This is a genomic window from Sphingomonas sp. P3_C5 (assembly GCF_056402635.1).
Map to the genome: position 1 here is coordinate 99902 of NZ_JBFUHA010000004.1, position 23117 is coordinate 123018.

13 protein-coding genes and 1 tRNA gene are annotated in these 23117 nt (G+C 64.2%); 8 read left to right on the forward strand and 6 right to left on the reverse strand.

Annotated features, from left to right (window positions below; translation table 11 throughout):
• The first annotated feature begins 370 nt into the window (after positions 1 to 370).
• The 3 genes from AC1DVS_RS11695 (at position 371) to AC1DVS_RS11705 (ending at position 6236) form a co-directional block, all read left to right on the forward strand.
• Complete coding sequence (locus tag AC1DVS_RS11695; protein ID WP_478023156.1) at positions 371 to 2881, forward strand: glycoside hydrolase family 2 TIM barrel-domain containing protein; 2511 nt, start codon at positions 371 to 373, stop codon at positions 2879 to 2881.
• Between the two features lie 62 nt (positions 2882 to 2943).
• Entirely contained in the window at positions 2944 to 4560 is a 1617-nt protein-coding gene (locus tag AC1DVS_RS11700) for a DUF5597 domain-containing protein (RefSeq protein ID WP_478023158.1), read from the forward strand.
• Positions 4561 to 4595: 35 nt separating this feature from the next.
• Complete coding sequence (locus AC1DVS_RS11705; RefSeq protein ID WP_478023160.1) at positions 4596 to 6236, forward strand: family 43 glycosylhydrolase; 1641 nt, start codon at positions 4596 to 4598, stop codon at positions 6234 to 6236.
• Between the two features lie 45 nt (positions 6237 to 6281).
• Here AC1DVS_RS11705 and AC1DVS_RS11710 read toward each other — a convergent pair whose 3' ends face one another.
• Positions 6282 to 7508: an ROK family transcriptional regulator gene (locus AC1DVS_RS11710; RefSeq protein WP_478023162.1), complete on the reverse strand. Its 1227-nt coding sequence runs from the start codon at positions 7506 to 7508 to the stop codon at positions 6282 to 6284.
• Positions 7509 to 7753: 245 nt separating this feature from the next.
• Here AC1DVS_RS11710 and AC1DVS_RS11715 point away from each other — a divergent pair, with 245 nt between their 5' ends.
• Genes AC1DVS_RS11715 through galA form a run of 3 tightly spaced genes read left to right on the forward strand, consistent with a single transcriptional unit; the run spans position 7754 to position 15551 of the window.
• On the forward strand, positions 7754 to 11146 hold the full coding sequence (locus tag AC1DVS_RS11715; RefSeq protein WP_478023164.1) for a glycosyl hydrolase 2 galactose-binding domain-containing protein: 3393 nt from the start codon (positions 7754 to 7756) through the stop codon (positions 11144 to 11146).
• Positions 11143 to 12606: a carboxylesterase/lipase family protein gene (locus AC1DVS_RS11720; RefSeq protein ID WP_478023166.1), complete on the forward strand. Its 1464-nt coding sequence runs from the start codon at positions 11143 to 11145 to the stop codon at positions 12604 to 12606. The genes AC1DVS_RS11715 and AC1DVS_RS11720 overlap by 4 nt, the downstream gene beginning before the upstream one ends.
• 44 nt (positions 12607 to 12650) lie before the next feature.
• The gene (gene galA, locus AC1DVS_RS11725) at positions 12651 to 15551 is read left to right on the forward strand and encodes a beta-galactosidase GalA (protein ID WP_478023168.1); all 2901 of its coding nucleotides are present in this window, start codon (positions 12651 to 12653) and stop codon (positions 15549 to 15551) included.
• 104 nt (positions 15552 to 15655) lie between these two features.
• Here the strand turns inward: galA and AC1DVS_RS11730 are convergent.
• The 3 genes from AC1DVS_RS11730 to AC1DVS_RS11740 all read right to left on the reverse strand — a co-directional run bounded on the left by AC1DVS_RS11730 (position 15656) and on the right by AC1DVS_RS11740 (position 18137).
• A tRNA-Glu gene (locus tag AC1DVS_RS11730) sits at positions 15656 to 15730 on the reverse strand.
• Positions 15731 to 15810: 80 nt separating this feature from the next.
• Entirely contained in the window at positions 15811 to 16959 is a 1149-nt protein-coding gene (locus AC1DVS_RS11735; RefSeq protein WP_478023170.1) for an L-lactate dehydrogenase, read from the reverse strand.
• A gap of 20 nt (positions 16960 to 16979) precedes the next feature.
• Positions 16980 to 18137, reverse strand: a complete 1158-nt coding sequence (locus tag AC1DVS_RS11740) for a lactonase family protein (RefSeq protein WP_478023172.1) — start codon at positions 18135 to 18137, stop codon at positions 16980 to 16982.
• A gap of 96 nt (positions 18138 to 18233) precedes the next feature.
• On the opposite strand from AC1DVS_RS11740, the gene AC1DVS_RS11745 reads away from it, so the two are divergent.
• Entirely contained in the window at positions 18234 to 19058 is an 825-nt protein-coding gene (locus AC1DVS_RS11745; RefSeq protein ID WP_478023174.1) for a PilZ domain-containing protein, read from the forward strand.
• Between the two features lie 33 nt (positions 19059 to 19091).
• On the opposite strand, the gene AC1DVS_RS11750 is transcribed toward AC1DVS_RS11745, so the two are convergent.
• Together AC1DVS_RS11750 and AC1DVS_RS11755 are read right to left on the reverse strand one after the other, a co-directional pair.
• Positions 19092 to 20465, reverse strand: coding sequence for a class II 3-deoxy-7-phosphoheptulonate synthase (locus AC1DVS_RS11750; protein WP_478023176.1), 1374 nt, complete (start codon positions 20463 to 20465; stop codon positions 19092 to 19094).
• Between the two features lie 536 nt (positions 20466 to 21001).
• Positions 21002 to 22432 carry an 8'-apo-carotenoid 13,14-cleaving dioxygenase gene (locus AC1DVS_RS11755; protein ID WP_478023178.1) on the reverse strand — a complete coding sequence of 477 codons (1431 nt, stop codon included), beginning with the start codon at positions 22430 to 22432 and terminating at the stop codon, positions 21002 to 21004.
• A 25-nt stretch (positions 22433 to 22457) separates the two neighbouring features.
• Between AC1DVS_RS11755 and AC1DVS_RS11760 the strand changes: the two genes are divergently transcribed.
• Complete coding sequence (locus tag AC1DVS_RS11760; RefSeq protein ID WP_478023180.1) at positions 22458 to 23066, forward strand: TetR/AcrR family transcriptional regulator; 609 nt, start codon at positions 22458 to 22460, stop codon at positions 23064 to 23066.
• Positions 23067 to 23117: the final 51 nt, after the last annotated feature.

Consider the following 23117-nt stretch of genomic DNA (forward strand, 5'->3'; position numbering starts at 1 on the left):
GAATTCCATCACCGCGACAACGCGCGAGCGGGCTGGCGGTCAGCGGTGGTTCCTGTGCCACTGACTATTGAGCGAACGATCGGATTTGACGTTCGCCGCCCTGCCAGTTCGTCACACCTCAATAGGCCGCCCCGTGTCGCTATTTCCCTGCTCGCAACAATTCCCGCGCCCAGGCGTGGACAGCGATTGCTCTGGCGAAATCGTCCGATATGGTGGCGTCCTAATTGCCGGGGCATGCGACCCTTTCGCGCGCATCCGGCCGTCAAGCGGGGTTCTCATTCATCCGGAGTTCTTCGGCCCATTGCTGCCGAAGGTGCGGCCGGATGCGTTCGCCGTTTGCAACGAAAACATGAGGCAGGTTGAGGATGGCATGACGCTGGATTCAAGGACGGACCGCCGCAGATCTCTGCTGGTGGCAGGCATGCGTGGGGCGAAGGCGATGCTCCGGCACCTCAAGCCGGCACGGATCGCGTTCGCGCTGACCACCGCGTTCCTCACGGCTGCGATGCCCGCGGCAGCGGAAGAGCAGCGCTTGTCTCAGGGCTGGCTCTTCAGTCGGGGCGATGTCGGCGGCGGCGCCGAGGCGCCGGCGCTCGACGATCACAACTGGAAACCAGTGGCCGTCCCCCACGACTGGTCGATAATGGATCGGCCGGACGGCACCGGTCCGTTCGATCCGCATGCAATTGCCGGGCAGGATTCCGGTTATCTGTCGGGCGGCGTCGGCTGGTATCGCCGCCATCTGAAGCTTGATGCGTCGGCAACGCAAAAGATCGTCCGGCTCAAGTTCGAAGCCGTCTACATGGACGCCACGATCTGGCTGAACGGCCGCCAGCTAGCCGCCCATCGCTATGGCTACACCGCCTTCACCGTCGACCTCACGGGCAAGCTCCAGCCGGGCGACAATGTGATCGCTATCCGCATCAACCACCCGGACCCATCATCGCGCTGGTATGCGGGATCGGGCATCATCCGGCCGGTCACGCTCCAGATCCTCGACTGCGTGCACATCGATCCGGACACGGTCTTCGTGACCACGCCCCAGGCGACACCGGCCATGGGCAGCGTCGCGATCCGGACGTCCGCCAGCAACTGCGCGACGCGCGCACAACCCGTCGAGCTGGTGTCGAAGGTCGTCAACCCCGATGGTGAAGTGGTGGCACAGACGAGCCAGCGTCGGACCGTTGCCGCCGGGGCGAGCATCGAATGGAGCCAATCGCTCACGATACCGCGCCCGGCTTTGTGGTCGCCGGAGTCGCCCAATCTCTACACACTGATACAGGAGACGCGGGTCAACGGCGCCACTACCGACACGCGCCGCACCCGTTTCGGCATACGCACCATCACCGTCGACGCAGTGAACGGGCTGCGCGTCAACGGCCAGCAAATGGTGCTGCGCGGCGGGAACATCCATCACGACAACTACATGATTGGCGGCGCGGGAGCCCCGGACGCCGATGCGCGCAAGGTCTCGCTGATGAAGGCGGCCGGCTACAACGCCATCCGCAACGCCCATAATCCGGCGAGCCAGGCGACGCTCGACGCTGCGGACGAACTTGGCATGCTGGTGATCGACGAGGCGTTCGACGCTTGGAACAAGAACAAGCGAGCCCAGGATTATAGCCGCTTTTTCGCTGACAACTGGGCGTCCGATATCGACAGTCTGGTGATCAGCGGCCGGAATCACCCAAGCGTGGTGTTCTGGAGCATCGGCAACGAAATCCCCGAGGACGGCACGCCACTGGGCGTCGAAACCGGCCGCAAGCTGGCCGCGCGGGTTCGCAGCCTGGATCGGACGCGTCCGATTACCCAGGCAATCAATGCGGATCCGCCCAAGCTTTCCGACCAGGCCGCGCTGCTCGATGTCGCGGGGCTCAATTACCACGCGCATGATTTCGAGGGGGAGCATCAAAAATTCCCGGCGCGGATTTTCTACACTTCCGAGTCTCTTTCGAAGGATGCCTTTCCCTATTGGCGGTTTGTCGAAAGCAAGCCGTGGGTAATCGGAGATTTCGTATGGACCGCTGTCGACTATATCGGCGAAAGCGGCATCGGCTGGATGGGCTATAGCCAGGACTGGCAGAAGCTCGGTCCTTATCCCTGGCATCTCGCCTATAGCGGTGAGATCGATGCGACAGGCCGCAAGCGTCCCGCCGCCTATTATCGCGAGGTCCTGTGGAAGACTGGGATCGATCCGATCTCGGCCTTTGTACGGCAGCCGAAAGGGACCGAGGATCTTCCCGACCGGCATCTCTTCCCGATCACGGGGCCGCATCTCGACTGGGCGCTCGACGATGTCCATCAGAGCTGGACATGGCCGGGCCAGGAAGGAAAGCCGCTCGAAGTCGAGGTTTATTCCGAGCTTCCGGAGGTCGAGCTGCTCCTCAACGGGGCCAGCCTTGGCCGCAAGCGGGTGGGCATGGAGAATGAGTACAAGGCATTGTTCGAGGTGCCCTACTCGCCTGGCGCCCTGACGGCTGTCGGCTACCACGATGGTCGCGAGGCCGCACGCTGGGAGCTCCGCACCGCTGGTGCGCCAGCCAGGGCACGTGTGGCTGCTGATCGCGATCACCTGACCGCCAATTGCGAGGATCTCGCTTATGTGACCGTGGAGCTCGTCGACGCCGTCGGGACGCCTGTCTATGCGCAGGCCGCAGACCGCCGCGTCACCGTGCGCGTCCTCGGCGCCGCAACGCTGGCGGGCGTCGGCAACGGCAATCCGCAGGATGCCGCAAGCTTCCAGTCGGGCGCGCGCAAGAGTTTCCACGGACGTGTCGTCGCGGCCGTGCGCGCCGGGACCCGCGCTGGCCCCGTCATGATTGAGATCGAAGCCGATGGTTTGCCGGTCGAGCGCCTGCGGCTCGACAGCGTCTCGAGATAGAGCCTGTCGGTGATCGCGGAGCAAAGACCGCCTGAGGTTTCGGGCGAGACAAAGGGAATTGAATGATCCGAAATCTGAGCCTGGCCTTAGGGCTGCTGACATCGAGCACCGCAGCGCTGGCCCAGACCGCCACGCCGTTGCCGCACCTCGAAAGCAGGAACGGGCGGCACGCGCTGATCGTCGACGGCGCGCCGTTCTTCATGCTGGGCGCGCAGGTCAACAATTCGAGCAATTATGCGCCGCCGTTGGCGACTGCGTGGCCAGTGCTCGATCGCATCCACGCGAACACGATCGAGGTGCCGATCGCCTGGCAGCAGATCGAGCCGGAGGAAGGTAAGTTCGACTTTTCGTTTCTGCAGACATTGCTCGACGAAGCGCGCACGCACGACAAGCGGGTCGTGCTGCTCTGGTTCGGGACATGGAAGAATACCGGGCCCGCCTATGTGCCCGACTGGGTCAAGCTCGATAACCGCCGCTTCCCGCGCATGAAGACGCGCGACGGCAAGGATCACTATGCGCTGACCGCACACGGCACGGGCACGCTGGAGGCGGATAAGCGCGCCTTTACGCGCCTGATGACCTATCTGCGCGATCACGATCCGCAGAACACCGTGATCCTCGTTCAGGTCGAGAACGAGACGGGCAGCTATGGCAATGTCCGCGACTTCTCGGCTTCCGCCAACACGCAGTTCGCCAGGGCGATTCCGCCTGACCTGGCGAAGCGGACGGGCAAGCACGGCACCTGGGCCGAGGCTTTCGGGCCGCAGGCCGACCGCGCCTTCTACACCTGGCACCTCGCATCTTACGTCAATGCGGTCGCCGCGGCCGGCAAGGCGGTGAAACCGCTGCCCATGTACGTCAACGCTGCCCTTGCCGGCACCGGTGTGGCTGACCCTAACGGCGTCTCGAGCGGTGGTCCGCAGCACGATGTGCTCGACATCTGGAAGGTGGCCGCGCCAGCGATCGATTTCGGCGCGCCAGACATTTATGACGGCAACCCCGCCAATGTTGAACAATATCTCGAAAAATATGCGCGCGCCGACAATGCGCTGATGGTGCCCGAGATCGGCAACAGCCGGTCCTTCGCACGCTTCTTCTGGCCGGCGATCGGGCGGGGAGCGATCGGGTTCTCCCCGTTCGGCATGGATGGCACTGGCTATTTCAACTATCCGCTGGGTTCGAAGGATCTCTCGCCCGAGGCGCTCGACGCGTTTGCTTTGCCCTATACGGCTGTCGGATCGATGATGCGCGATTGGGCGCGGATCGCTTTCGAAAAGCCGACATGGGGCGTGGCCAAGCCCGATGACGGGACTCCGCGGTCGACACGAATGGGCGACTGGATGATCAATGCCTCCTGGGGCGAGTGGCAGTTCGGCTCCAGGCAAAGAAACTCGCCCAAGGACGATGCGCCGCCCTGGGCCAAAGAGCCGGTCGGCGGCATCGCCGTCGCGCAGCTCTCAGCGAACGAGTTCCTGATCATGGGGGACCATGTCCGCTTTTCGATCGATCCGGCGCCTGGCACGGCACCGAACGCGATGATGCTCCGCGCTGAGGAAGGTCGTTTGGAGAATGGCCGCTGGATTGTGCAGCGGGTCTGGAACGGCGACCAGACCGACTATGGCTTGAACCTTATCGACAGGCCGCAGGTGCTGAAGGTGACGATGGGCCGCTATCGCTGATCAGGGGCGATCCGCTGCAAGAAGGAACTACTCGAATGGACGCCACACGACGCCAAACTCTGGGCTTGGCGCTGGCTTCGGCCGGCGCGCTTGCATTGCCCGCTCGCACGGAGAGCCGCTCGCGTCCCGCAATAGCAGGCGCTTGCGGAAGTCGGGAGGTGGCGTGGGCGACCGGAATCGAAGGGCAACGCAAGGCGGATCTCGGCAATGGGCGCTATCTCAACCCGGTGATCGCCGGCGATCACCCGGATCCCAACGTGCTGAAGGATGGCGAGGACTATTACGCCACCTTCTCGTCCTTCTCTTATTATCCGGGGGTTCCGATCTGGCATTCGCGCGACCTGGTCAACTGGACCCCGCTCGCGGCTGCGCTGACGAAGAATATCGGTATAGTCTGGGCGCTCGACATCGCGAAGCATGACGGTCGCTACTTCATCTATGTACCGGCGCTCGATCCGGCGGACTCGAGCCGGCCGCTCAAGACCTGGGTGATTCACGCGGACAGCATGCGCGGTCCGTGGAGCGACCCGATCGACATGAAGCTCGATGGCCATATCGATCCCGGCCACATCGTGGGAGAGGACGGCAAGCGCTACCTGTTCTTCAACGGCGGCAGCCGCGTCCGCCTCAGCGATGACGGACTGTCAGCCACGGGTTCGGTGGAGCATGTCTATAATGGCTGGCCGATCCCGGAGGACTGGATCATTGAAGGCTTCGCGCTCGAAGGCCCGAAGCTCCTCCACAAGGACGGCTGGTTCTACATGTTCTCGGGGCAGGGCGGCACGGCGGGGCCGCCCACCAGCCACATGGTGGTGGTCGCGCGCTCGCGGTCGATCCACGGTCCCTGGGAGAATTGCCCGCAGAACCCCATCGTCCGCACAAGGAGCGCCCATGAACCCTGGTGGTCGCGCGGACATGCCACGCCGGTTCAGGGGCCGGCGGGGGACTGGTGGCTTGTCTATCACGGCTATGAGAACGGCTTCCGCACGCTCGGCCGCCAGATGTTGCTCGAGCCAATCGAATGGACGGCCGATGGATGGCCGCGCGCGCTCGGCGGCGATCTGTCGCAGTCGTTGGTCAAGCCGAAGGGCGCGCCGTCGGGAGCGCATGGTGTCGCCCTGTCGGGCTTCGGAGCGGACGCCCTCACGACCAAGCTCGCCTTTTACTCTCCGCGACCGGATTCGGATCGGGCGCAGTTGAGTTCAGGCACATTGCGTCTTTCGGGGCAGGGGGCAGGCCCGGCCGATTCATCACCGCTGCTCTTCGTCGCGGGTGACCGATCCTATGAGGTGACGGTCGAAGTCGAGATCGAAGGCACTGCTCACGGCGGGCTGCTGCTTTTCTATAACGAGAAGATGTTCTGCGGCATTGGCCTCAGCGAGGGTAGGTTGCACGCCTATCGGATCGGGCAGGAAGAACGATGGCCGCCGGGTGGCCCGACCTCGTCCCGGCGATTGTATCTGCGCGTCCGCAACGAGGAGAATATCGCGACCTTCTTCTACAGCGCCGACGGAGCGCGCTGGACCAAGGAGCGATCCTTCGAGGTTTCGGGTTATAACCACAATGTCGCGGACGGCTTCCTCAGCCTGCGCCCCGGTATGTTCGCCGCTGGTGATGGGAAGGTGGCGTTCCGGCGATTATCTTATCGTGCGCTAACGGCGGGCGGGGGTGGCTGATCCAAGGTTTTACAACGGGGGAAGAGCGGTTGTGGATTGATGGCGCTAGCTGCCTGTCGAGATGCTCATCTCGGTTCTCCCCGTCGTCGAGGGCTTCCACAGCGCATTGGGCTTGGGAAGGAGGAAGTGGCTGAACGGCAGGATCGCCGCACCGACCGCAGGCGCATCCTCCGCAAGCATCGCACGTCGCACCGGCGCCAGCGCGGGTACGTTGACCGCGCGCTCCCGCAGCACCTGATTCAGTTGTTCGGCCATGCGGTTCACATAAGTCTTCGGCAGCCTGCCGCCGATGAAGACCGCTGCCGGGTTTATCAGGCAGTTGATCGAGATAAGGGGCTCGACCAGCTGCTCGACAGCGCCGTCGATCCAGCGGTTGATCAGCGCGCTCAACCGTGAGTCTACGACCTCGTGCAGCATGTCAGTGACCTGATAGCCTTCCTCGTGCAGCAAGATCGACAAGCCAGACAACGAAACCAGACGCTGCACGGGTTCGCGTGCTTTCTTGCCCGCATCGGCGGGCAGGAAACCGATTTCGCCGCTTCTGCCATTGGCACCGCGATAATAGGCGCCGTCGATGACGAGACCACCGCCGAGCCCCCATGAGATAAGAATGTAGAAGAAGCTCGAGGCTTGCTGCCCAAGGCCCAGTTGAAGCTCTCCCATGGCGGCCGCCGCGGCATCATTCTCGACGAACACCGGAAGGCCGAGGGGATCCGCGAACAGACTGACAAGGTCGACATTGTTCCATTCGACATAGGCGTCGGGCCGATCGGACAGATCGACCGAGCCGAGATCGTCAGGGCGCGCGACGCCTACGCCGACGATCCGCTCGGGGTCGATCTTCGCGATCTCGATGAGGCGCGCGATCTCGCTCTTATAGAATGCTTTCACATCGGCCGGCAGCGCGAACTCCACCTCGCGGCTGATCCGGGCGACAGTCTCGCCGAGAAAATTGACGATGACCACCGTGATATGGTCGCGGTCGACATTGATGCCCACCGCGTAGCAGGCAGTCGCGTTGATCACGAGCTTGGTCGGCGGCTGGCCGCGGCCGCCCCTCCGGCGACCTGCTTCGGCAATCAATCCGTCAGCGAGCAGGCGTTTGGTGATGTTCGCGATCGCCGGCGGCGTCAGCCCCGTGATGTTCGCGAGATCGATGCGGGTCAATGAACCGGTCACGCGGATCGCATGCAGGGTCACCCGCTGATTGTGATCGGCTGCACGTTCCAGGTTGGTGCCGGACAGCCGGATCGGTCCAGCCGGTCGGTTCATGGGTTCGGGCCCGGCGGCATGGTCGTCATTCTGGCACTGTCCCAGCTCCGGTTTGGGCAAGTGGTTTTGCCTGGCGCGAACTCTTGGTCGGGCGCGCGTCGCGTTGCAAGCCCAGGCGTCCGCGGCACGCTCCACATCCGCGCCCGACCAATTCATAAATTTGTTGTATTTATTTTCGTGTGCTGCTTTTCTCGCCCGACATGGCGACGGACCATCAAGGTATGCGCCCCCCGGGGAGAGACGAAATGCGCAGGCTCGTACTGGGGCTATTGCTGGCCGCCGCCCCGATGTTTCCAGCGATGGCGAGGATCCCGGACAAAGCCGGTCCCTTCAACGCCGCCTTCCTGCAGGGCGGTATCGGAATCGAACGCGAGATCAGCGGCGCCGATGCGCTGGTGCAGGCCGGTGCGCCCTATACAGTGTCGACATGGGTGCGAACCGACGCGATACAATCCGGGCGGGTGCTCCTGGTCGCGCTCGGCGACATCGCTGCACAGTACCGTGCCCTCGCGCTGAATGACGGAAAGCTTGAGCTGGTGGACGGTTCGCACCGGTTCACCGACACCAGAGCGCTCGCGCGCAACCGGTGGACCCATGTCACCGCTGTCTATGACGGGTCAGTGCTCAGGCTGTACGTGGACGGCCAGCTTCGCGGCAAACCGATAGCGATGGAGCGTTCGACAGCGGTGAGGCCGCGCATAAGCATCGCGCCCGCGCTTGCGGGAGCGCCTCATTTCGGCGGATCGCTCGTATACGCTGCAATCGATGACGCCGCCTGGTCCGGCGAAGACGTCCGCGCAGCTGCCCACAAGCCACCGAACTTCGATCTCGTCCAGATGTGGCGGGTCGGCGTTGGATGGGAATGGCAAAAGCATGCGAACACCGGCATGTGGCGCCAGCAGGATCCCTGGACCCTGCCGCAGGCAAAGGGGCCGGGCACGTCCCCCCGCGCCATTCCGGTTAAGCCGATACCGGTGCTCCAGCCGATCGAGCCCGGGCGCTGGCAGGTTAATGGCTGGCGGCTCGCAGGCGCGCCGGACGTCACGCGAGGCGGGGCGGCGCTGTCGCGACCCGATTACGATGCGAGCGGCTGGCGCGTAGCGACGGTGCCGGGCACTGTGCTGACGACGCTTGTCGATCGAGGTGTCTATCCCGATCCCTATTATGGCCTCAACAACATGGCGATTCCCGAGCGCCTGGCGCGACAGGACTGGTGGTACCGTACCAGCTTCGACGTTCCATCCGAAGCCGCGGGGCGCACGCTCACCCTTGTCTTCAACGGGATCAACTATGCGTCCGAGATATGGGTAAACGGTACGAAGCTCGGCAATACCACCGGGGCGTTCATCCGCGGCCGCTTCGATATCGTGCCGGTCGCCGGTCCGAATGTGGTCGCCGTCCGCGTTTCTCCGCCACCGCACCCGGGAATCCCGCATGAGCAATCGATCAAGGGCGGGGTGGGTGAAAATGGCGGCCAGCTCGCGATCGACGGGCCGACCTTTGTGGCTACCGAAGGTTGGGACTGGATTCCGGGGATTCGGGATCGCAACACCGGAATCTGGCTGCCGGTGGAGCTCGAGGCGCATGGGCCGATCCGCCTTCTGGATCCGCATATCGTCACTGACCTGCCGCTGCCGCGCATCGACAGCGCGGACGTGCATGTCTCCGTACCGGTGGAGAATATCGGGCCGTCTCCCGTCCAGGTGACGGTGCAGGCCAGCTTCGACACATACAGGCTCGAGAAGGTCGTTACGGTCGCCCCCGGGGTGACCACCATATCGTTCGACCCGGTCACTGTGCAAAATCCCAGGCTGTGGTGGCCGAACGGCTATGGCGAGCAGGCGCTGCACGACATGCGGTTCACGGTCGTCGCTGGCGGCCGGCCCTCGGACGCGAAGACGGTGCGCTTCGGCATTCGCGAAATAAGCTATGACCTCTCGCTCTTCGACAGCAAGGGTGCTCTGCGCCGGGTCAACGTCCAGACCACCGATGGCGGCCTGAAGGGCGAGAAGCTCATCGCGGTCGGCCACGAAGCGATCAAGGAAAGCCCTCGCGGCTTCGCCGAGTCTCTGACCCTCGCGGGCGAACGGTCGCCAGCGGTCACCGCGATTGACGAGGCCATTCCCGAGCCGCATCTCGCGATCCGGGTCAACGGCGTCAGGATCGCGGCGCGGGGCGGCAGCTGGGGCATGGACGATGCGATGAAACGCATCGATCGCGACCGGCTCGAGCCCTATTTCCGGCTTGAGAAGGAAGCGCACATGAACGTGGTGCGCAACTGGATGGGCACCAATACCGAGCCGCAATTCTACGATCTCGCCGATGAATATGGCCTGATGGTGCTCAACGATTTCTGGCAATCCACCCAGAATTTTCAGGTCGAGCCGCAGGATCCGCAGCTGTTCCTCGCCAATGCCCGCGACACGATCGCGCGCTATCGCAACCACCCCTCGATCGTCCTGTGGTTCGGTCGCAATGAGGGCGTGCCCTATCCGATGCTGAACGAGGGGCTGGATGATGCGGTCAGTCAGCTCGACGGAACGCGCTGGTATACCGGCAGCTCCAATGTGGTGAACCTGCAGGGTTCGGGGCCCTATAATTATCGCCCTCCGGTCGGCTATTTCACTGATCTCGCGACCGGCTTTTCGGTCGAGACCGGGACGCCTTCGCTCTCCACGCTCGAATCGATCCGGTCCTATGTGCCGCAGGCCGATCGTTGGCCGCTCAGCGATACCCTCGCCTATCATGACTGGCATTTCGCCGGGAACGGCGACACGAAGACGTTCATGCAGGCGCTGGAGACGATGTTCGGTCCGGCGACCAGTCTGGAGGATTTCGAGCGCAAGGCGCAGATGATGAACCTCGAGACGCACAAGGCGATGTATGAGGGGTTCCTCGGGCATCTGTGGACCAAGAATACGGGCCGGCTGCTGTGGATGACTCACCCGTCCTGGTCGTCCAACGCGTGGCAGATCTACAGCTGGGACTATGACACGCACGCAGCATATTATGGCGCGAAGAAAGCGACCGAGCCGCTCCACGTCCAGCTCAACCTGCCCGGCAACGAGCTGGTCGTGCTCAACACCACCCGCGAGGACCGCAAGGGAATGCGCGCGGTCACCCGCGTTGTCAGCCTCGACAATCGCGTGCTGTTCACGCGCGACGATGCCGTCGATGCGCTCGCCAACCGCGCCACCGCGCTTGCCCCCGTGCCGCTGGACGCTCTGTTCAATGGCAATGGCGTGGTGCTGGTTTCGCTCAAACTGTTCGACGGCGCGGGCGCGCCGGTGTCGGAGAATTTCTACTGGCGTGGTCGCGACGCGGCGGCTTACCGCGCTCTCAATGACCTGCAGAAGGTTGTACTCGACGCCTCTGTCGAGCCGGGTGTGACGGATGGCAAGGACAAGACGGTGGGCGTGGTGCTGAGCAACCCGGGGACGGTTGCGGCGCTCAACGTCAAGCTGACGCTGCAGAACGCGGCCGGCGAACGAATCCTGCCTGCCTTTTACAGCGATAATTACGTCGCATTGCTGCCGGGCGAGCGCCGGAGGATCGAAGTGCGGTACCCGGCGACGATCACCAGCGCGCCGTCGTTCATGGTCCGGGGCTGGAATGTCGATCCGGCACCAGTGCGATGATTCTCGCAGCACTTGCGTTGCTCGCCGCGCCAGCGGAAGCTGGTCCGCGCGTTGCGGTGACTGGAGGCGAAATCTCGGGCAGCAGCGCGGGGCTAGGAACGCCGTTGCTGTTTCGCGGTATCCCCTTTGCCGCGCCGCCGCTGGCGGATCGCCGTTGGCGGGCGCCCCGGCCGGTGATCGCGTGGCAGGGTACCCGACCGGACAATCCCGACGCGCCGGCCTGCCCACAGAATGACTATGGCTGGAATCATGCTGACCATGTGCACGGGTCAGAGGACTGCCTGACGCTCGACGTCGCGACTCCAGCACTTCGCGGCAAGCATCCGGTGATGGTGTGGATTCACGGCGGCTCGAACCGCGCCGGCTCGGCACGCGGAACCGTCACCTCCTCGATCGTGTCGGGCGGCGTGGTGCTCGTCGCAATCCAGTACCGGCTGGGCATCCTCGGCTTTCTCGCGCATCGTGGCGGCGCCCTGGAAGCCGCCGGGCACGCGGGCAATTATGGGCTGATGGACCAGATCGCGGCGCTTCGCTGGGTCAGGGCGAACATCGCCCGCTTTGGCGGCGATCCGGACAAGATAACCATCTTCGGCGAGTCAGCCGGGTCTCAGGACGTTTCGCTGATGCTCGCCGCGCCCGACGCGCGCGGCCTGTTCGCGCATGCGATCATGGAGAGCGGCACGCCGGGATTCGGCATGCCGTCCCGGCCGCTCAAGGACGCGCTCGCGCTCGGTGACCAGGCGGACATCCTGCTTGCGTCCGGCGGCTCACTTTCGGTTCTGCGGACACGCTCAGTGGCCGAACTGCTGGCTGCCGATCTCCGCCTTGCCGACACGACGCTGCGTACCAACGACTATCTCTGGCTGCGCACCACGATCGATGGCGCCGTGCTGCCGGAGCCGCTGCCGTCGCTCCTCGCCAAGGCGCCGCCCATACCCGTGATCATAGGCAGCAACCGCGCGGAATTTGGCCCCGGGCCAGGTGAGCTGCGCTGGGATGAGGCGTTGCGCGCCACGTTCGGCGATCGCGCCATGCGGGCGCGGGCGCTTTACCGCCTCGATGACCCGCACAGGCAGGATGATCCTCGCCTCGGTCATGTCGAGCTGGAATATGAAACGGACCGGCTGTTTCGCTGCCCCTCTGGGCGGCTCGCCGACCTGCTTGCCGCTCGTGGCGCGCCGGTCTGGCGCTACGAATTCGATATCGGAGTCGATGGCGGGCGCACCAGCCACGGTGCCGAAATCGCCTTTGTGCTTGGGGAGAAGCGCTTTGCCGCGGGCCTGTCGTTGCGGCCCTATTGGCTCAACTTCGCGCGGACCGGCGATCCCAACACCACAGGCCTGCCGACGTGGCCGCGCTACGACAGGGCCGCGCAGCGTTACGCACGGTTCGTCACGGAAGGGGTGAAAACCGGTACCCGCCTTCGGTCGCCGCTGTGTTCGCTGCTGGCCGCCCTCTGACCGATGGCGCGCAGTGCGCTCCTTGTTATGATAAGGCTCAATCCATGATCACCGCACGCGCGCTCCTTTTCGCCCTCGCGGCGTTCTACTGCTGCGCTCCCGCTCGGGCTGAGCCCGATACGGATCGCAGCGCCGCACCCGTGGCGGCGCCAGCGCCACGGGAACGGATCAACATCGACGCCGATTGGCGTTTCGCGCTTGGTCATGCCACCGATCCGGCGCGCGATTTCGGACATGGCACGGCCGATTTCTTTTTCGCCAAGGCCGGTTATGGCGACGGCCCGGCAAGCCCGAAGTTCGATGATCGTGCCTGGCGTCGGATCGATCTGCCGCACGATTGGGGCGTGGAGGTGCCGTTCGATTCGCGCGCTCACACCGCACACGGGTCGCGCAGTATCGGGCCGGGCTTTCCCGAGCATGATATCGGCTGGTATCGCAAATCCCTGACGATTTCGAAGGCTGATCGCGGCAAGCGCGTCGCGGTTGAGTTCGATGGCGTATTCCGCAACGCCACCGTGTGGCTCAACGGCCATTATATCGGCCAGGAGCATAGCGGCTATTCGAGCTTCCGCTACGATCTGACCGACTATCTCGACTATGATGGCACGAACGAGCTGGTCGTGCGGGTCGATGCGTCGACCTTCGAGGGCTGGTTCTACGAGGGCGCGGGGATCTACCGCCACGTCTGGCTCACCAAGACCGATCCGCTGCATGTGGCGCATTGGGGCAGCTTCGTCACAAGCGAGGTGAAAGGCCGTGATGCCGAGATCACGGCACGTGCGACGATTGCCAACGAAGATGTCCGTGACCGCCGCTTCACCGTTGAGCAGGAGATTCTCTCGCCCCAGGGCAAGCGGCTGGCCCTTGTCACACTCCCCGAGCAACGCGTGGCACAGGGCACTAGCCTGGAGACCGTTGCGACGATACCCCTCGCCAATGCGGAACTCTGGTCGATCGAGACACCGGTGCTGCATCGTCTCGTCACCACAGTGCGCGAAGGCGGGGCGATCCGCGATCGCTACGTCACCAACTTCGGCGTGCGCACGATCCGCTGGGATGCGAACAGCGGCTTCTGGCTCAACGGCCGGAACATCAAGCTCAAGGGCACCAACAATCATCAGGACCATGCTGGTCTTGGTGTGGCGTTGCCCGACGAGATTCAGGTCTATCGGCTTGAACGGCTCAAGGCGATGGGCAGCAATGCCTATCGCGCGTCACACAACCCGCCGACGCCCGAGTTGCTCGACGCGGCGGACCGGCTGGGCATGCTGGTGATCGACGAGCACCGTATGATGGGCACCACACCCGAATTGCGGGACCAGCTCGATCGCATGGTGCTGCGCGATCGCAATCACCCTTCCGTCATTCTCTGGTCGGTGGGCAATGAGGAATGGGCGATAGAGGGCAGGGAGATCGGCGCACGGCTGACCCGGCTGATGCAGGCGCGCGTCCGCGAGCTCGATCCTACGCGGCCGGCGACGGTGGCTACCTCCAATAATGACAAGAGCGGCAATGCTACCGTGACCGAGGTTGCGGGCTTCAACTACCGCTCGCAGCACGATGCCGACGCCTATCACCGCGCGCGTCCCGAAACGCCGATCGCAATGACCGAGGAAGGCGCGACGACCGCCACGCGCGGCATCTATTTCGATGATCGCGATGCAGTCCATCTGGCGGCCTTCGACCGCCCGCAGCGGCCCACCGAGTCGAGCAGCATCCAGCAAGGCTGGCAGGCAGTGGCCGAACGTCCATGGATGGCCGGCATGTTCGTCTGGACCGGCTTCGACTATCGCGGCGAGACGACGCCGTTCGGCTGGCCGGCGATCAGCTCGCAGTTCGGCATGCTCGACACCACAGGTGCGTTCAAGGACAGCGGTTGGTATCTCAAGAGCCAGTGGAGCGACACGCCGATGGCGCATATCGTCGGTCACTGGACCTGGAGCGGGCGCGAAGGCACGCCGATACCTCTTTGGGTCTATGCCAATGGCGACGAGGCCGAGTTGATCGTGAATGGGCGCAGCCAGGGTCGAAAGGCGATCCCGGCCAATGGCCATGCCGAATGGCTGGTTCCTTATGTGCCAGGCAAGGTCGAGGCGGTGAGCTATCGCAGGGGCAAGCCGGTCGCGCGCGACGCGGTGGAGACTGCGGGTCTGCCCCGGAGCCTTTCACAATCGGTGGAATATCCTGCCGGTCTTTACGGCCGAGGCAGGATAGCGGTCGTAAATGTGACAGCGCGTGACCCTAAGGGCAGGATCGTGCCCGTGGCGCAGGACGATGTCAGTTTCACGGTTGAGGGCGATGCGGAGATCATGGGTGTCGGCAACGGCGATCCCGGCAGCCATGAAGCCGATCGGTTCATCCCAGACGTTGCGGTGCTCCGCTTTCGGAATTGGGAAATGGCCGACGTGTCGCCGAACCAGTCGACCATGCCGGAGGTCGAGAAGCTCACATGGCGCGATCCGTTCCGTTGGTATCCGCCGGGCACCGGCCCAAAGACGCCGCAGACCTTTGCGCTTCGGGGCCGTCTCGATGCCGCATCGCTGACGCCKGGCGCGCAACGCATCTTGTTTGTCCCCCTTCTTGCAAGTCGGCAGCGCCTGTTCGTGAACGGCATCGACCTGACCGACCAGGCGCGGAAGGATGGAGAGGGTTGGTCCGTCAAGATCAAGGACGATGGTGTTCCGGAGGTCGTTCTGGTGGTGCCGGAGGGTGAACAGGCGCTTGGCACGCTCCAGGCTTTGGGCGACCACGGCAACAATGTCGCGTATCTCCAGATCGTCACACCTGCCGCGGCCTGGCACAGGCGACTGTTTAATGGTCACGCCCAGGCGATCGTGAGATTGGGAAGTGGTTCCGCAAAGGCGACCTTGACCATGCACGCGCCCGGGCTCGTTCCTGCGAGCGTGACGCTTGCCGGCCGGGACACTCCCTCATTGGCCAGATAGAGATCCCCCGCACGTAGGTGTCGTTCAGTTGACGGGTGCCGAAAACACGCGCAGCTGCTTGCCACCCGCGCTGAAGCTCATGCTGGTAAGGTCATGGAAAACGCTGGTGACCCCTACGAGAATCGAACTCGTGTTTTCGCCGTGAGAGGGCGACGTCCTAACCGCTAGACGAAGGGGCCGTGCGAGCGAAGCGGCGCATCTACGGTGAGGGCGCCTCACCGTCAAGATAGAGTGTTGAAACGGGCGCCGTTATTGGCATCTATATGCTGGCCAGCAGCATTTCCGGATCGAGCCGTTTGACGTCGGTCTGCCCGGTCAACGCCATCGCCACGGCCATTTCGTGGTGCAGCAGATCGAGCATCCGCGCTACGCCGGCGCCGCCCTGGGCCGCGAGTGCATAGGCCCATGCGCGGCCGAGCAACACGCCTTTCGCGCCAAGCGCCATTGCCCGGAGGACGTCGATCCCTGAGCGGATGCCGCCGTCCATCAACACGTCTGTGCGGCCCGCGACCGCTTTCACCACCCCTGGCAGCGCCGCGATGGTGGAGGGCGCCCCGTCGAGTTGGCGACCGCCATGATTCGAGACGATGATCGCCGAGGCGCCCGCGTCACAGGCCGCGACCGCATCCGCGGGATCGAGCACGCCCTTGATTGCCAGCTGGCCGCTCCAATGCTGGCGGATCCAGTCGAGATCGGCCCAGGTTATCGAGGGATCGAAGTTGCGCGAGACCCAGCGGGTGAATTGGGCGAGCCCGGCACCGTCGGGCATCAAGGGCGCGAAATTGCCCAGCGTGTGCGGGCCCCMGCGCAGGCCCACGTCCCATGCCCAGCCGGGATGGCTGACGATCTGGCCGAAACGGCGAAGACGCGCGCCCATTCCCTGCGAGCCGGTGAGGCTCGAACGCACGTCGCGGTAGCGCGCGCTGTGGACGATCAGGTCGACCGTCAGCACCAGCGTCTCCACCCCGAGCGCGGTGATCCGCGCGAGCATCTCCTTCAGGAAGCCGCGATCGCGGATCATATAGAGCTGGAACAGGAGGGGCTGGGTCACCCCCGACGCGACTTCCTCCATGCCGCAACAGGATGAGGCCGAGAGAATGAAAGGGACGCCGGCGCTCTCTGCGGCGCGCGCCGCCTGAACCTCCCCGCGCCTGGCGTACATGCCCGCAAGTCCGATCGGTGCGAGCGCGACTGGCAGAGCGGCGGGGCGACCGAACAGGGTAGTGGAAAGGTCAATCTGCGATACGTTGCGCATCACCTGCTGGCGGAGCTTCAGCCGCTGCAGATCCGCCACATTGGCCCGCATCGTCGATTCCGAATAGGAACCGCCATCGATATAGTCGAACAGGAACGACGGCAGCCGTGCCTTCGCCAGGAGGCGGAAATCATCGATGCAGGCCGGTGTCACGCACGCATCCTGCCACGTCCCTAACGGCTTGTCGCGGTCGCTATCGCGCCGGGTCGGCTGTCGAGCTTAAGCGTTGCCGCCTCGTCGCGGGTCAGGGCCTTGCCGTCGAAGCGATAGACCTCGATGTCGCGCGGCATCGCGCATTGGAGCAGCACTGTCTTTGCATCGCTGCTGAAGATCGCGCCCTGGCACCAGCCGCCGCTATGCGCCTCCGCAACCGGGGTAAGCGTCGTGCCCTTGACGCTATAGAGCTTGAGCAGGCCGAATTCACTATAACCAGGCGACCCAGGCGCTGCGGCCGAGCCGTTGGCGATCACCACAGCCATATATTTCCCGTCGGCCGATAGCGTGAGATGCTCGGGGGTGAGGCCGACATCGATAGCCGTGACGGCTTGAGTCTTGAGGTCGACGGCAGTGACCGTGCCGATGCGTGGCCCAGTCGTCTTCAGCGCATCAGCCGGTTGCTCGCGCCCGCCGAGATTGGTGTTGTAGGCAAAGCGTCCGTCCGGGCTGTAGGCGACGCCATAAGGCTGCACGCCAGTCTTTACGCTGCCGTCGATCGTCACGGCCTTGCCGGCAACCGAAAGCCCGATGAGCTGGCCCGAGCCTTGCGCGACCGCGAGCGCTGTCTTGCCCGAGGGCGCGAAATCGACATCGGTCGGGCGGCTTTTGGCCGGGAGCTGGACCTTGCCTTCAGCGGTAAGATGCTTGCCGGAGATCGAGAAGACCGAGATCACATCGTCACCCGTGCTGGCGACAAGCGCGAGGGTGCCGGCGCGGTTGATCGTGACCCCGCTCGCACCGGGCCCGGCCTGGATGGTCTGGATGAGCCTGGGCGCTTTTGGATCGCGGAGGTCGATCACTGAAAGCGTGTCGTTGAGTTCGAGTTCACCCGCGGCATTCAGCCGCTGCGCCGCCGTCACCAGCGCGAAACTGCCATCCCGCGCGACCGCGACCGAAGCGGGCGGACCGATCATGCTCGCTGGCGCGTGGACCGTGCCGATCACCTTGGGCGCGTGGCTACGCAGGTCGATGGCCGAGATGGTATCCGGTGTGCGGGTCGTCGCCGCCTCGCCGGGGCGAAGCTGTTTGCCGTCATTGGCGGAGACGGCGATCTGGGCTGGGGCGGATATCGGGATCAGCGCCGCAATGGTGGCGAGCAACATGGTGCGCTTCATTGCGGCTTCTCCTATCAATGGGCCTTCGAAACCCTATAGGATATAGCATGTCACGGGCGGCTGGCCCGCGCAACAAGGCTCTGTGTTCGGCTTCCGGTGCGCCGCAAGCAGCCCTCCGTATTATTACCTAGGTACATACCCCGCATTGGCCGAACTGCCCGATTGGCGCACATTACTGGCTTGGGAGTTGCCATGAAAGCCTCGTCTCGGAAGACCGCCAGCGCCTTTAGCGAAGAGTTTGGCGCGGGTGACGGCCCAAGCGATGATCACCGGAACAAGACGCGTCTTTGCACCGTCTTCCTGTTCGCCGCCGCCGCCACCGAATCCGATGAGGGGCTTTGTCGGGTCAAGAATATCTCCGACCAGGGCATGATGGTGGTAACCGGCCTCGATGTGGCCGTTGGCGAGCAGATCGCCGTCACCTTGTCCGACGCGATCACCCTGACGGCCGAAATCATCTGGGTGGATGCCGGCCATGTCGGGCTCCATTTCAGCGACCCCATCGACAGCGCGAGCGTGCTTGAGGCGCTGGGCGAGAAAGGCTCGCGCACGCATCGGCCTCCGCGGCTGGTGATCGGCCTGGTCGGCACTGCGGCGACGCCCGACGGTATTCAACCCATTCGCGCGCTCGACATTTCGCGGAACGGAATGAAGATCGCGTACAGCGGAACCCTTGAGCCCGGGACACGGATCAAGGTGGTGCTTGAAAACGGGCTCGAGCAGCGCGGTGTGGTCAAGTGGTCGATGAACCAGGTTGCGGGACTGCGCTTCCTCCACCCCATTGCCCAGGAGATGGTGGCGAGCGTCGCCGAATTGAACGCCGTCGGGCGGATCGCCGGGCAGGATGCCCGCCTTGCCGGGCAGGACTCCTATCTTCCCCGCCGGCGTTCAACGACGACAGAAAATCCCGCCCGGTTGTAGCAGACCCGGACTGAAGCCGTCCCCGGGGGGCTGCTACGCAGCCGCCCGCCGCCGCTCCGCCATCTCGACATTGAGCATCTCGGCCAGCAGGAACGCCATTTCCAGGCTCTGCCCCGCATTCAACCGCGGATCGCAATGCGTGTGGTAGCGATCGGCCAGCGACTGCTCGGTCACGTCGACCGCACCCCCGGTGCATTCGGTCACATTCTGTCCGGTCATCTCGGCATGGATGCCACCCGCGATCGAACCCTCTGCACGGTGCACGGCGAAGAACCCGCGCACCTCGGCCAGGATGCGGTCGAACGGCCGCGTCTTGTAGCCATTGGCGGCCTTGATGACGTTGCCGTGCATCGGATCGCAGCTCCACACGACCGGATGGCCCTCGCGCAACACCGCGCGAACGAGCTTGGGCAGGCCCGCTTCGATCTTGTCATGGCCGTAGCGGGTGATCAGCGTCATCCGGCCGGGCTGGCGTGCCGGGTTGAGCGTGTCGAGCATGCGCAGCAGCGCATCGGGCTCGAGGCTCGGCCCGCATTTCATGCCGATCGGGTTGCCGATACCGCGCAGGAACTCGACATGCGCCGATCCCTCGAAGCGCGTGCGATCGCCGATCCACAGGAAATGCGCGCTGGTGTCGTACCAGTCGCCGGTCAGTGAATCCTGCCGGGTCAGCGCCTCCTCGTAGCGGAGCAGCAGCGCCTCATGGCTGGTGTAAAAATTGGTCTGGCCCAGCTGTGGCACGGTCTCGGGGCTGATCCCGCACGCGGCCATGAATTCGAGCGCCTCGCCGATCCGGTCGGCTGTCTCGGCATATTTCTTCGCCCAGGGGCTGCGGCCCATATAATCATGGGTCCAGCGATGGACCTGGGCGAGGTTGGCGTAACCGCCGCTGGCAAAGGCGCGCAGCAGGTTGAGCGTCGCCGCCGACTGGCTGTACGCGCGGATCATCCGCTGCGGATCTGGCGCGCGACCAGCCGCGGTGAAATCGATATCGTTGACGATATCGCCGCGATAAGCGGGGAGCTCGACGCCGCCCTGAACCTCGGTATCGGCTGAGCGCGGCTTGGCGAACTGGCCGGCCATGCGCCCGAGCTTCACGACCGGCAGCTTCGACGCGTAGGTCAGCACGACCGCCATCTGCAGGATGACGCGGAAGGTGTCGCGGATATTGTTGGCGCTATGCTCAGCAAAGCTCTCGGCGCAATCGCCGCCCTGGAGCAGGAAGGCCTTGCCCTCGACGACCTTGGCCAGATCGGCGGTAAGATTGCGCGCTTCGCCGGCAAAGACGAGCGGGGGGAAGCTGGCGAGCGTATCCGTTGCGGCGTCAAGCGCGGCGGTGTCCGGATATTTGGGAAGCTGGCGGGCTTCCGCTTGAGTCCAGCTGTCCGGGGCCCATTTGGCGGCCATGATCATCGAGTCCAATGGTGAGTGAGGGCGGTTTCCTTGCGGGAAATCGGCTCTTTGCGCAATCAAGGAAAAGTTTCGAGGTGTGTCGAGCGGGCAGCGTAGCTCTTTCGAGGGGCGAGTCGGGGCCAATAAAGAGGGGATGTGCTGGCTGTTTCTGGCTGTTCCGACGTGAATTTTTTTGCTGGCTGTTATGTTGGAGTTTTAGCGAAGATTTGTTGCGCTATTCCAACAGCTTATGACCAGTCTGGCTGTTATCGAATAACAGCCAGCTAACAGCCAGCTAACAGCCAGCATAACAGCCAGCGGACTGGCTGTTCCGCGAACAACAGCCAGCGCCAATCAGAGTGCATTCTTCAAGCTGAGAAAGAGCGGGATGGAGCGCCCGAGGAGCACCCTGTCCGATTCCACCCTGCATGATCGGCGGCTATATTTGAATCGAGGTGAGTGCCCTTCGGTCCCGGATGGACTAAATCCAAGCAAGCGGGGCAGCTTTCGCGAAACCCTTGCTCTCCCCCGGCTTTCGCCGGGGGTGACGATCAGGCTGCGACCCAGTTGCCGTGGAAGCCAGGCGGCACGCGGTGAGGGATGCGGATGGTGGCCACGGGATCGCCAGCGAAGGCCTGCGCGTCGAGGATCACGAGGTCAGTCGTCTCGTTGGGTAGATCGACCACCAGCCCGATCAGCCAGCCCTCATCCTCCGCCGCATCCGCCGATGCGGGCACGAACACGAACTCGCCGGGATAATGTCCTTCGCCGAATTGATGCACCTCGCGCCCGCCGGTCTCGAGATCATGCTTGAGCAGGAAGGTCTCGCCGATAAAGGCGTGGCTGTGGACGGGCAGTCCCATCGCATAGGCATAGCGATAAGGTTGGCCGAAGCGGCGCTCGTCCGGGCGGGGGAATTCCTGCGGCGTGGGGTCGATCGTGCGGCGATCGACGGCGCCGGTCGCCGGATCGATCGTCCAGCGCTCCAGCCCGCGCGACGACGCGTCGGGGCCGGACAGGCTCTCGGCGAACATGGTGTCATAGACGACAGCGTCCATCACCACGCGGCCGTCGGGGAGGTCGAACGCGTTGGCGACATGGAAGATGTAGCAGGGATCGACATTGATCCAGATCGTCTCGCTGCCTTTTGCCGTGCGCGGGAGCAGCCCGATCCGCGGCTGATGATCTGCGTTCCAGCGATAAGGGAAGCTGTGGCCGCCGATCAGTGCCTTCATCGAGAAGGTGACGGGCAGGTCGAGCACCAGCACATAGCGCGGGGTGATCGCACAATCGTGGATCGAAGGGCCATGCTTCACCGCGATCGGCTCCTCGCGCACCACCAGCCCCTCTTGTGACAGGACCACGTGACGGACGGTGTCGGGGTCGGTCGCTTCATAGGCGATGGCGTGGTGTTCGCCGGTCAGCGGGTCGAGATGGGGATGAGCGGTGAAGCTGCCGACCAGCGTATCGTCGAAGGGATTATAGGTCTGCTCGTCGAGCGTGTCGGAAAGCTCGACCGGATAGCTGCCGGCCTCGACCAGCGCGAAGGTGCGGCCGGCGAGGCCAATGACATTGGTGTTGACGGTGTCGAAGCTGCCATGACGCGGCCCGGGGGCAGGCGCCTGGCCGCGCGCCTTGCCGACCTCGTTCGAGCGGATCCAGCGGTTGCGATACCAGAGCGCCTTGCCGTCCTTTACCGCCACGCCGTGGACCATGCCGTCGCCAGTGAACCAGTGATAGCCGGCGGGGTCGGGTGCGACCGGGTTGGGGCCGATGCGGAGATAGCGGCCGTCAAGCGCAGCGGGGATTGTGCCGGTGACGGGCAGATCCTCGAGCGTCAGTTCCTCGGTCATCGGCTTATGGATGCCGGTGAGAAAGGGGTGCTCGACATCATGGGGCATGCGCTGGCGGTTGAAATCGGCGACGACTTCGATGCCCTTCATCACCGTGCTGCGGATAGCGGTCTCGATCACGCTTGCCATTTCGGCCTCCAGCTCTAAGTTGACGATGTTCACATACGACTCGATGGTAACAGTGTCAACATCCGAATCCGCGCTCGAGAAAAAAAGCTATCATCACGGCGATCTGCGCGCTGCGCTGATCGAGGCTGGGCTGACCTTGCTGGAGACGCGCGCGGCGGACGACCTTGGTTTGCGCGAGGTTGCCCGGTCAGTGGGGGTGAGTCCGACCGCGATTTACCGCCACTTCCCCGACAAGCGGGCGCTGATGGTCGCGCTGGCAGCCGAGGGGCTGGCGCGGCTGGCGGTGGCGCAGCGGGCCGCATCGGAGGCGGCAGGCGGCGGGGTTGCCGGGTTCAGCGCGACCGGAGCTGCTTATGTCCGGTTCGCGCTCGCCAACCCGGCCCTGTTTCGGCTCGTCTTCGCCAATTCCGGAAAAGGGGATTTGTTGGCTGGCCAGCCCGAGGACGACGCGTTCGCATTCCTGCGCGCCAATGCCACCGCGCTGGCGAAAGAGGTGGGGGGCGATCCCCAGGTGGTTGCGCTCCAGGCCTGGGCGATTGCGCACGGGCTGGCGATGCTGATGCTCGACGGGCAGGTGCAAGTGGACGACGCGATGATCGACCATATCATCGATGCGGGTGTGATCCGGAAATAAACGGCCCCCGCGCAAGGAGACGAACATGTGGCGGCCGCCTATGCGAACTCT

Bases quoted from the DNA above. Each gene is read 5' to 3' on its own strand.
- AC1DVS_RS11710 (WP_478023162.1), bottom strand. From the start codon at position 7,508: ATGAACCGACCGGCTGGACCGATCCGGCTGTCCGGCACCAACCTGGAA.
- AC1DVS_RS11705 (WP_478023160.1), top strand. From the start codon at position 4,596: ATGGACGCCACACGACGCCAAACTCTGGGCTTGGCGCTGGCTTCGGCC.
- AC1DVS_RS11700 (WP_478023158.1), top strand. From the start codon at position 2,944: ATGATCCGAAATCTGAGCCTGGCCTTAGGGCTGCTGACATCGAGCACC.
- AC1DVS_RS11760 (WP_478023180.1), top strand. From the start codon at position 22,458: ATGTTCACATACGACTCGATGGTAACAGTGTCAACATCCGAATCCGCG.
- AC1DVS_RS11715 (WP_478023164.1), top strand. From the start codon at position 7,754: ATGCGCAGGCTCGTACTGGGGCTATTGCTGGCCGCCGCCCCGATGTTT.
- AC1DVS_RS11740 (WP_478023172.1), bottom strand. From the start codon at position 18,137: ATGAAGCGCACCATGTTGCTCGCCACCATTGCGGCGCTGATCCCGATA.
- AC1DVS_RS11755 (WP_478023178.1), bottom strand. From the start codon at position 22,432: ATGGCAAGCGTGATCGAGACCGCTATCCGCAGCACGGTGATGAAGGGC.
- AC1DVS_RS11750 (WP_478023176.1), bottom strand. From the start codon at position 20,465: ATGGCCGCCAAATGGGCCCCGGACAGCTGGACTCAAGCGGAAGCCCGC.
- AC1DVS_RS11720 (WP_478023166.1), top strand. From the start codon at position 11,143: ATGATTCTCGCAGCACTTGCGTTGCTCGCCGCGCCAGCGGAAGCTGGT.
- AC1DVS_RS11695 (WP_478023156.1), top strand. From the start codon at position 371: ATGACGCTGGATTCAAGGACGGACCGCCGCAGATCTCTGCTGGTGGCA.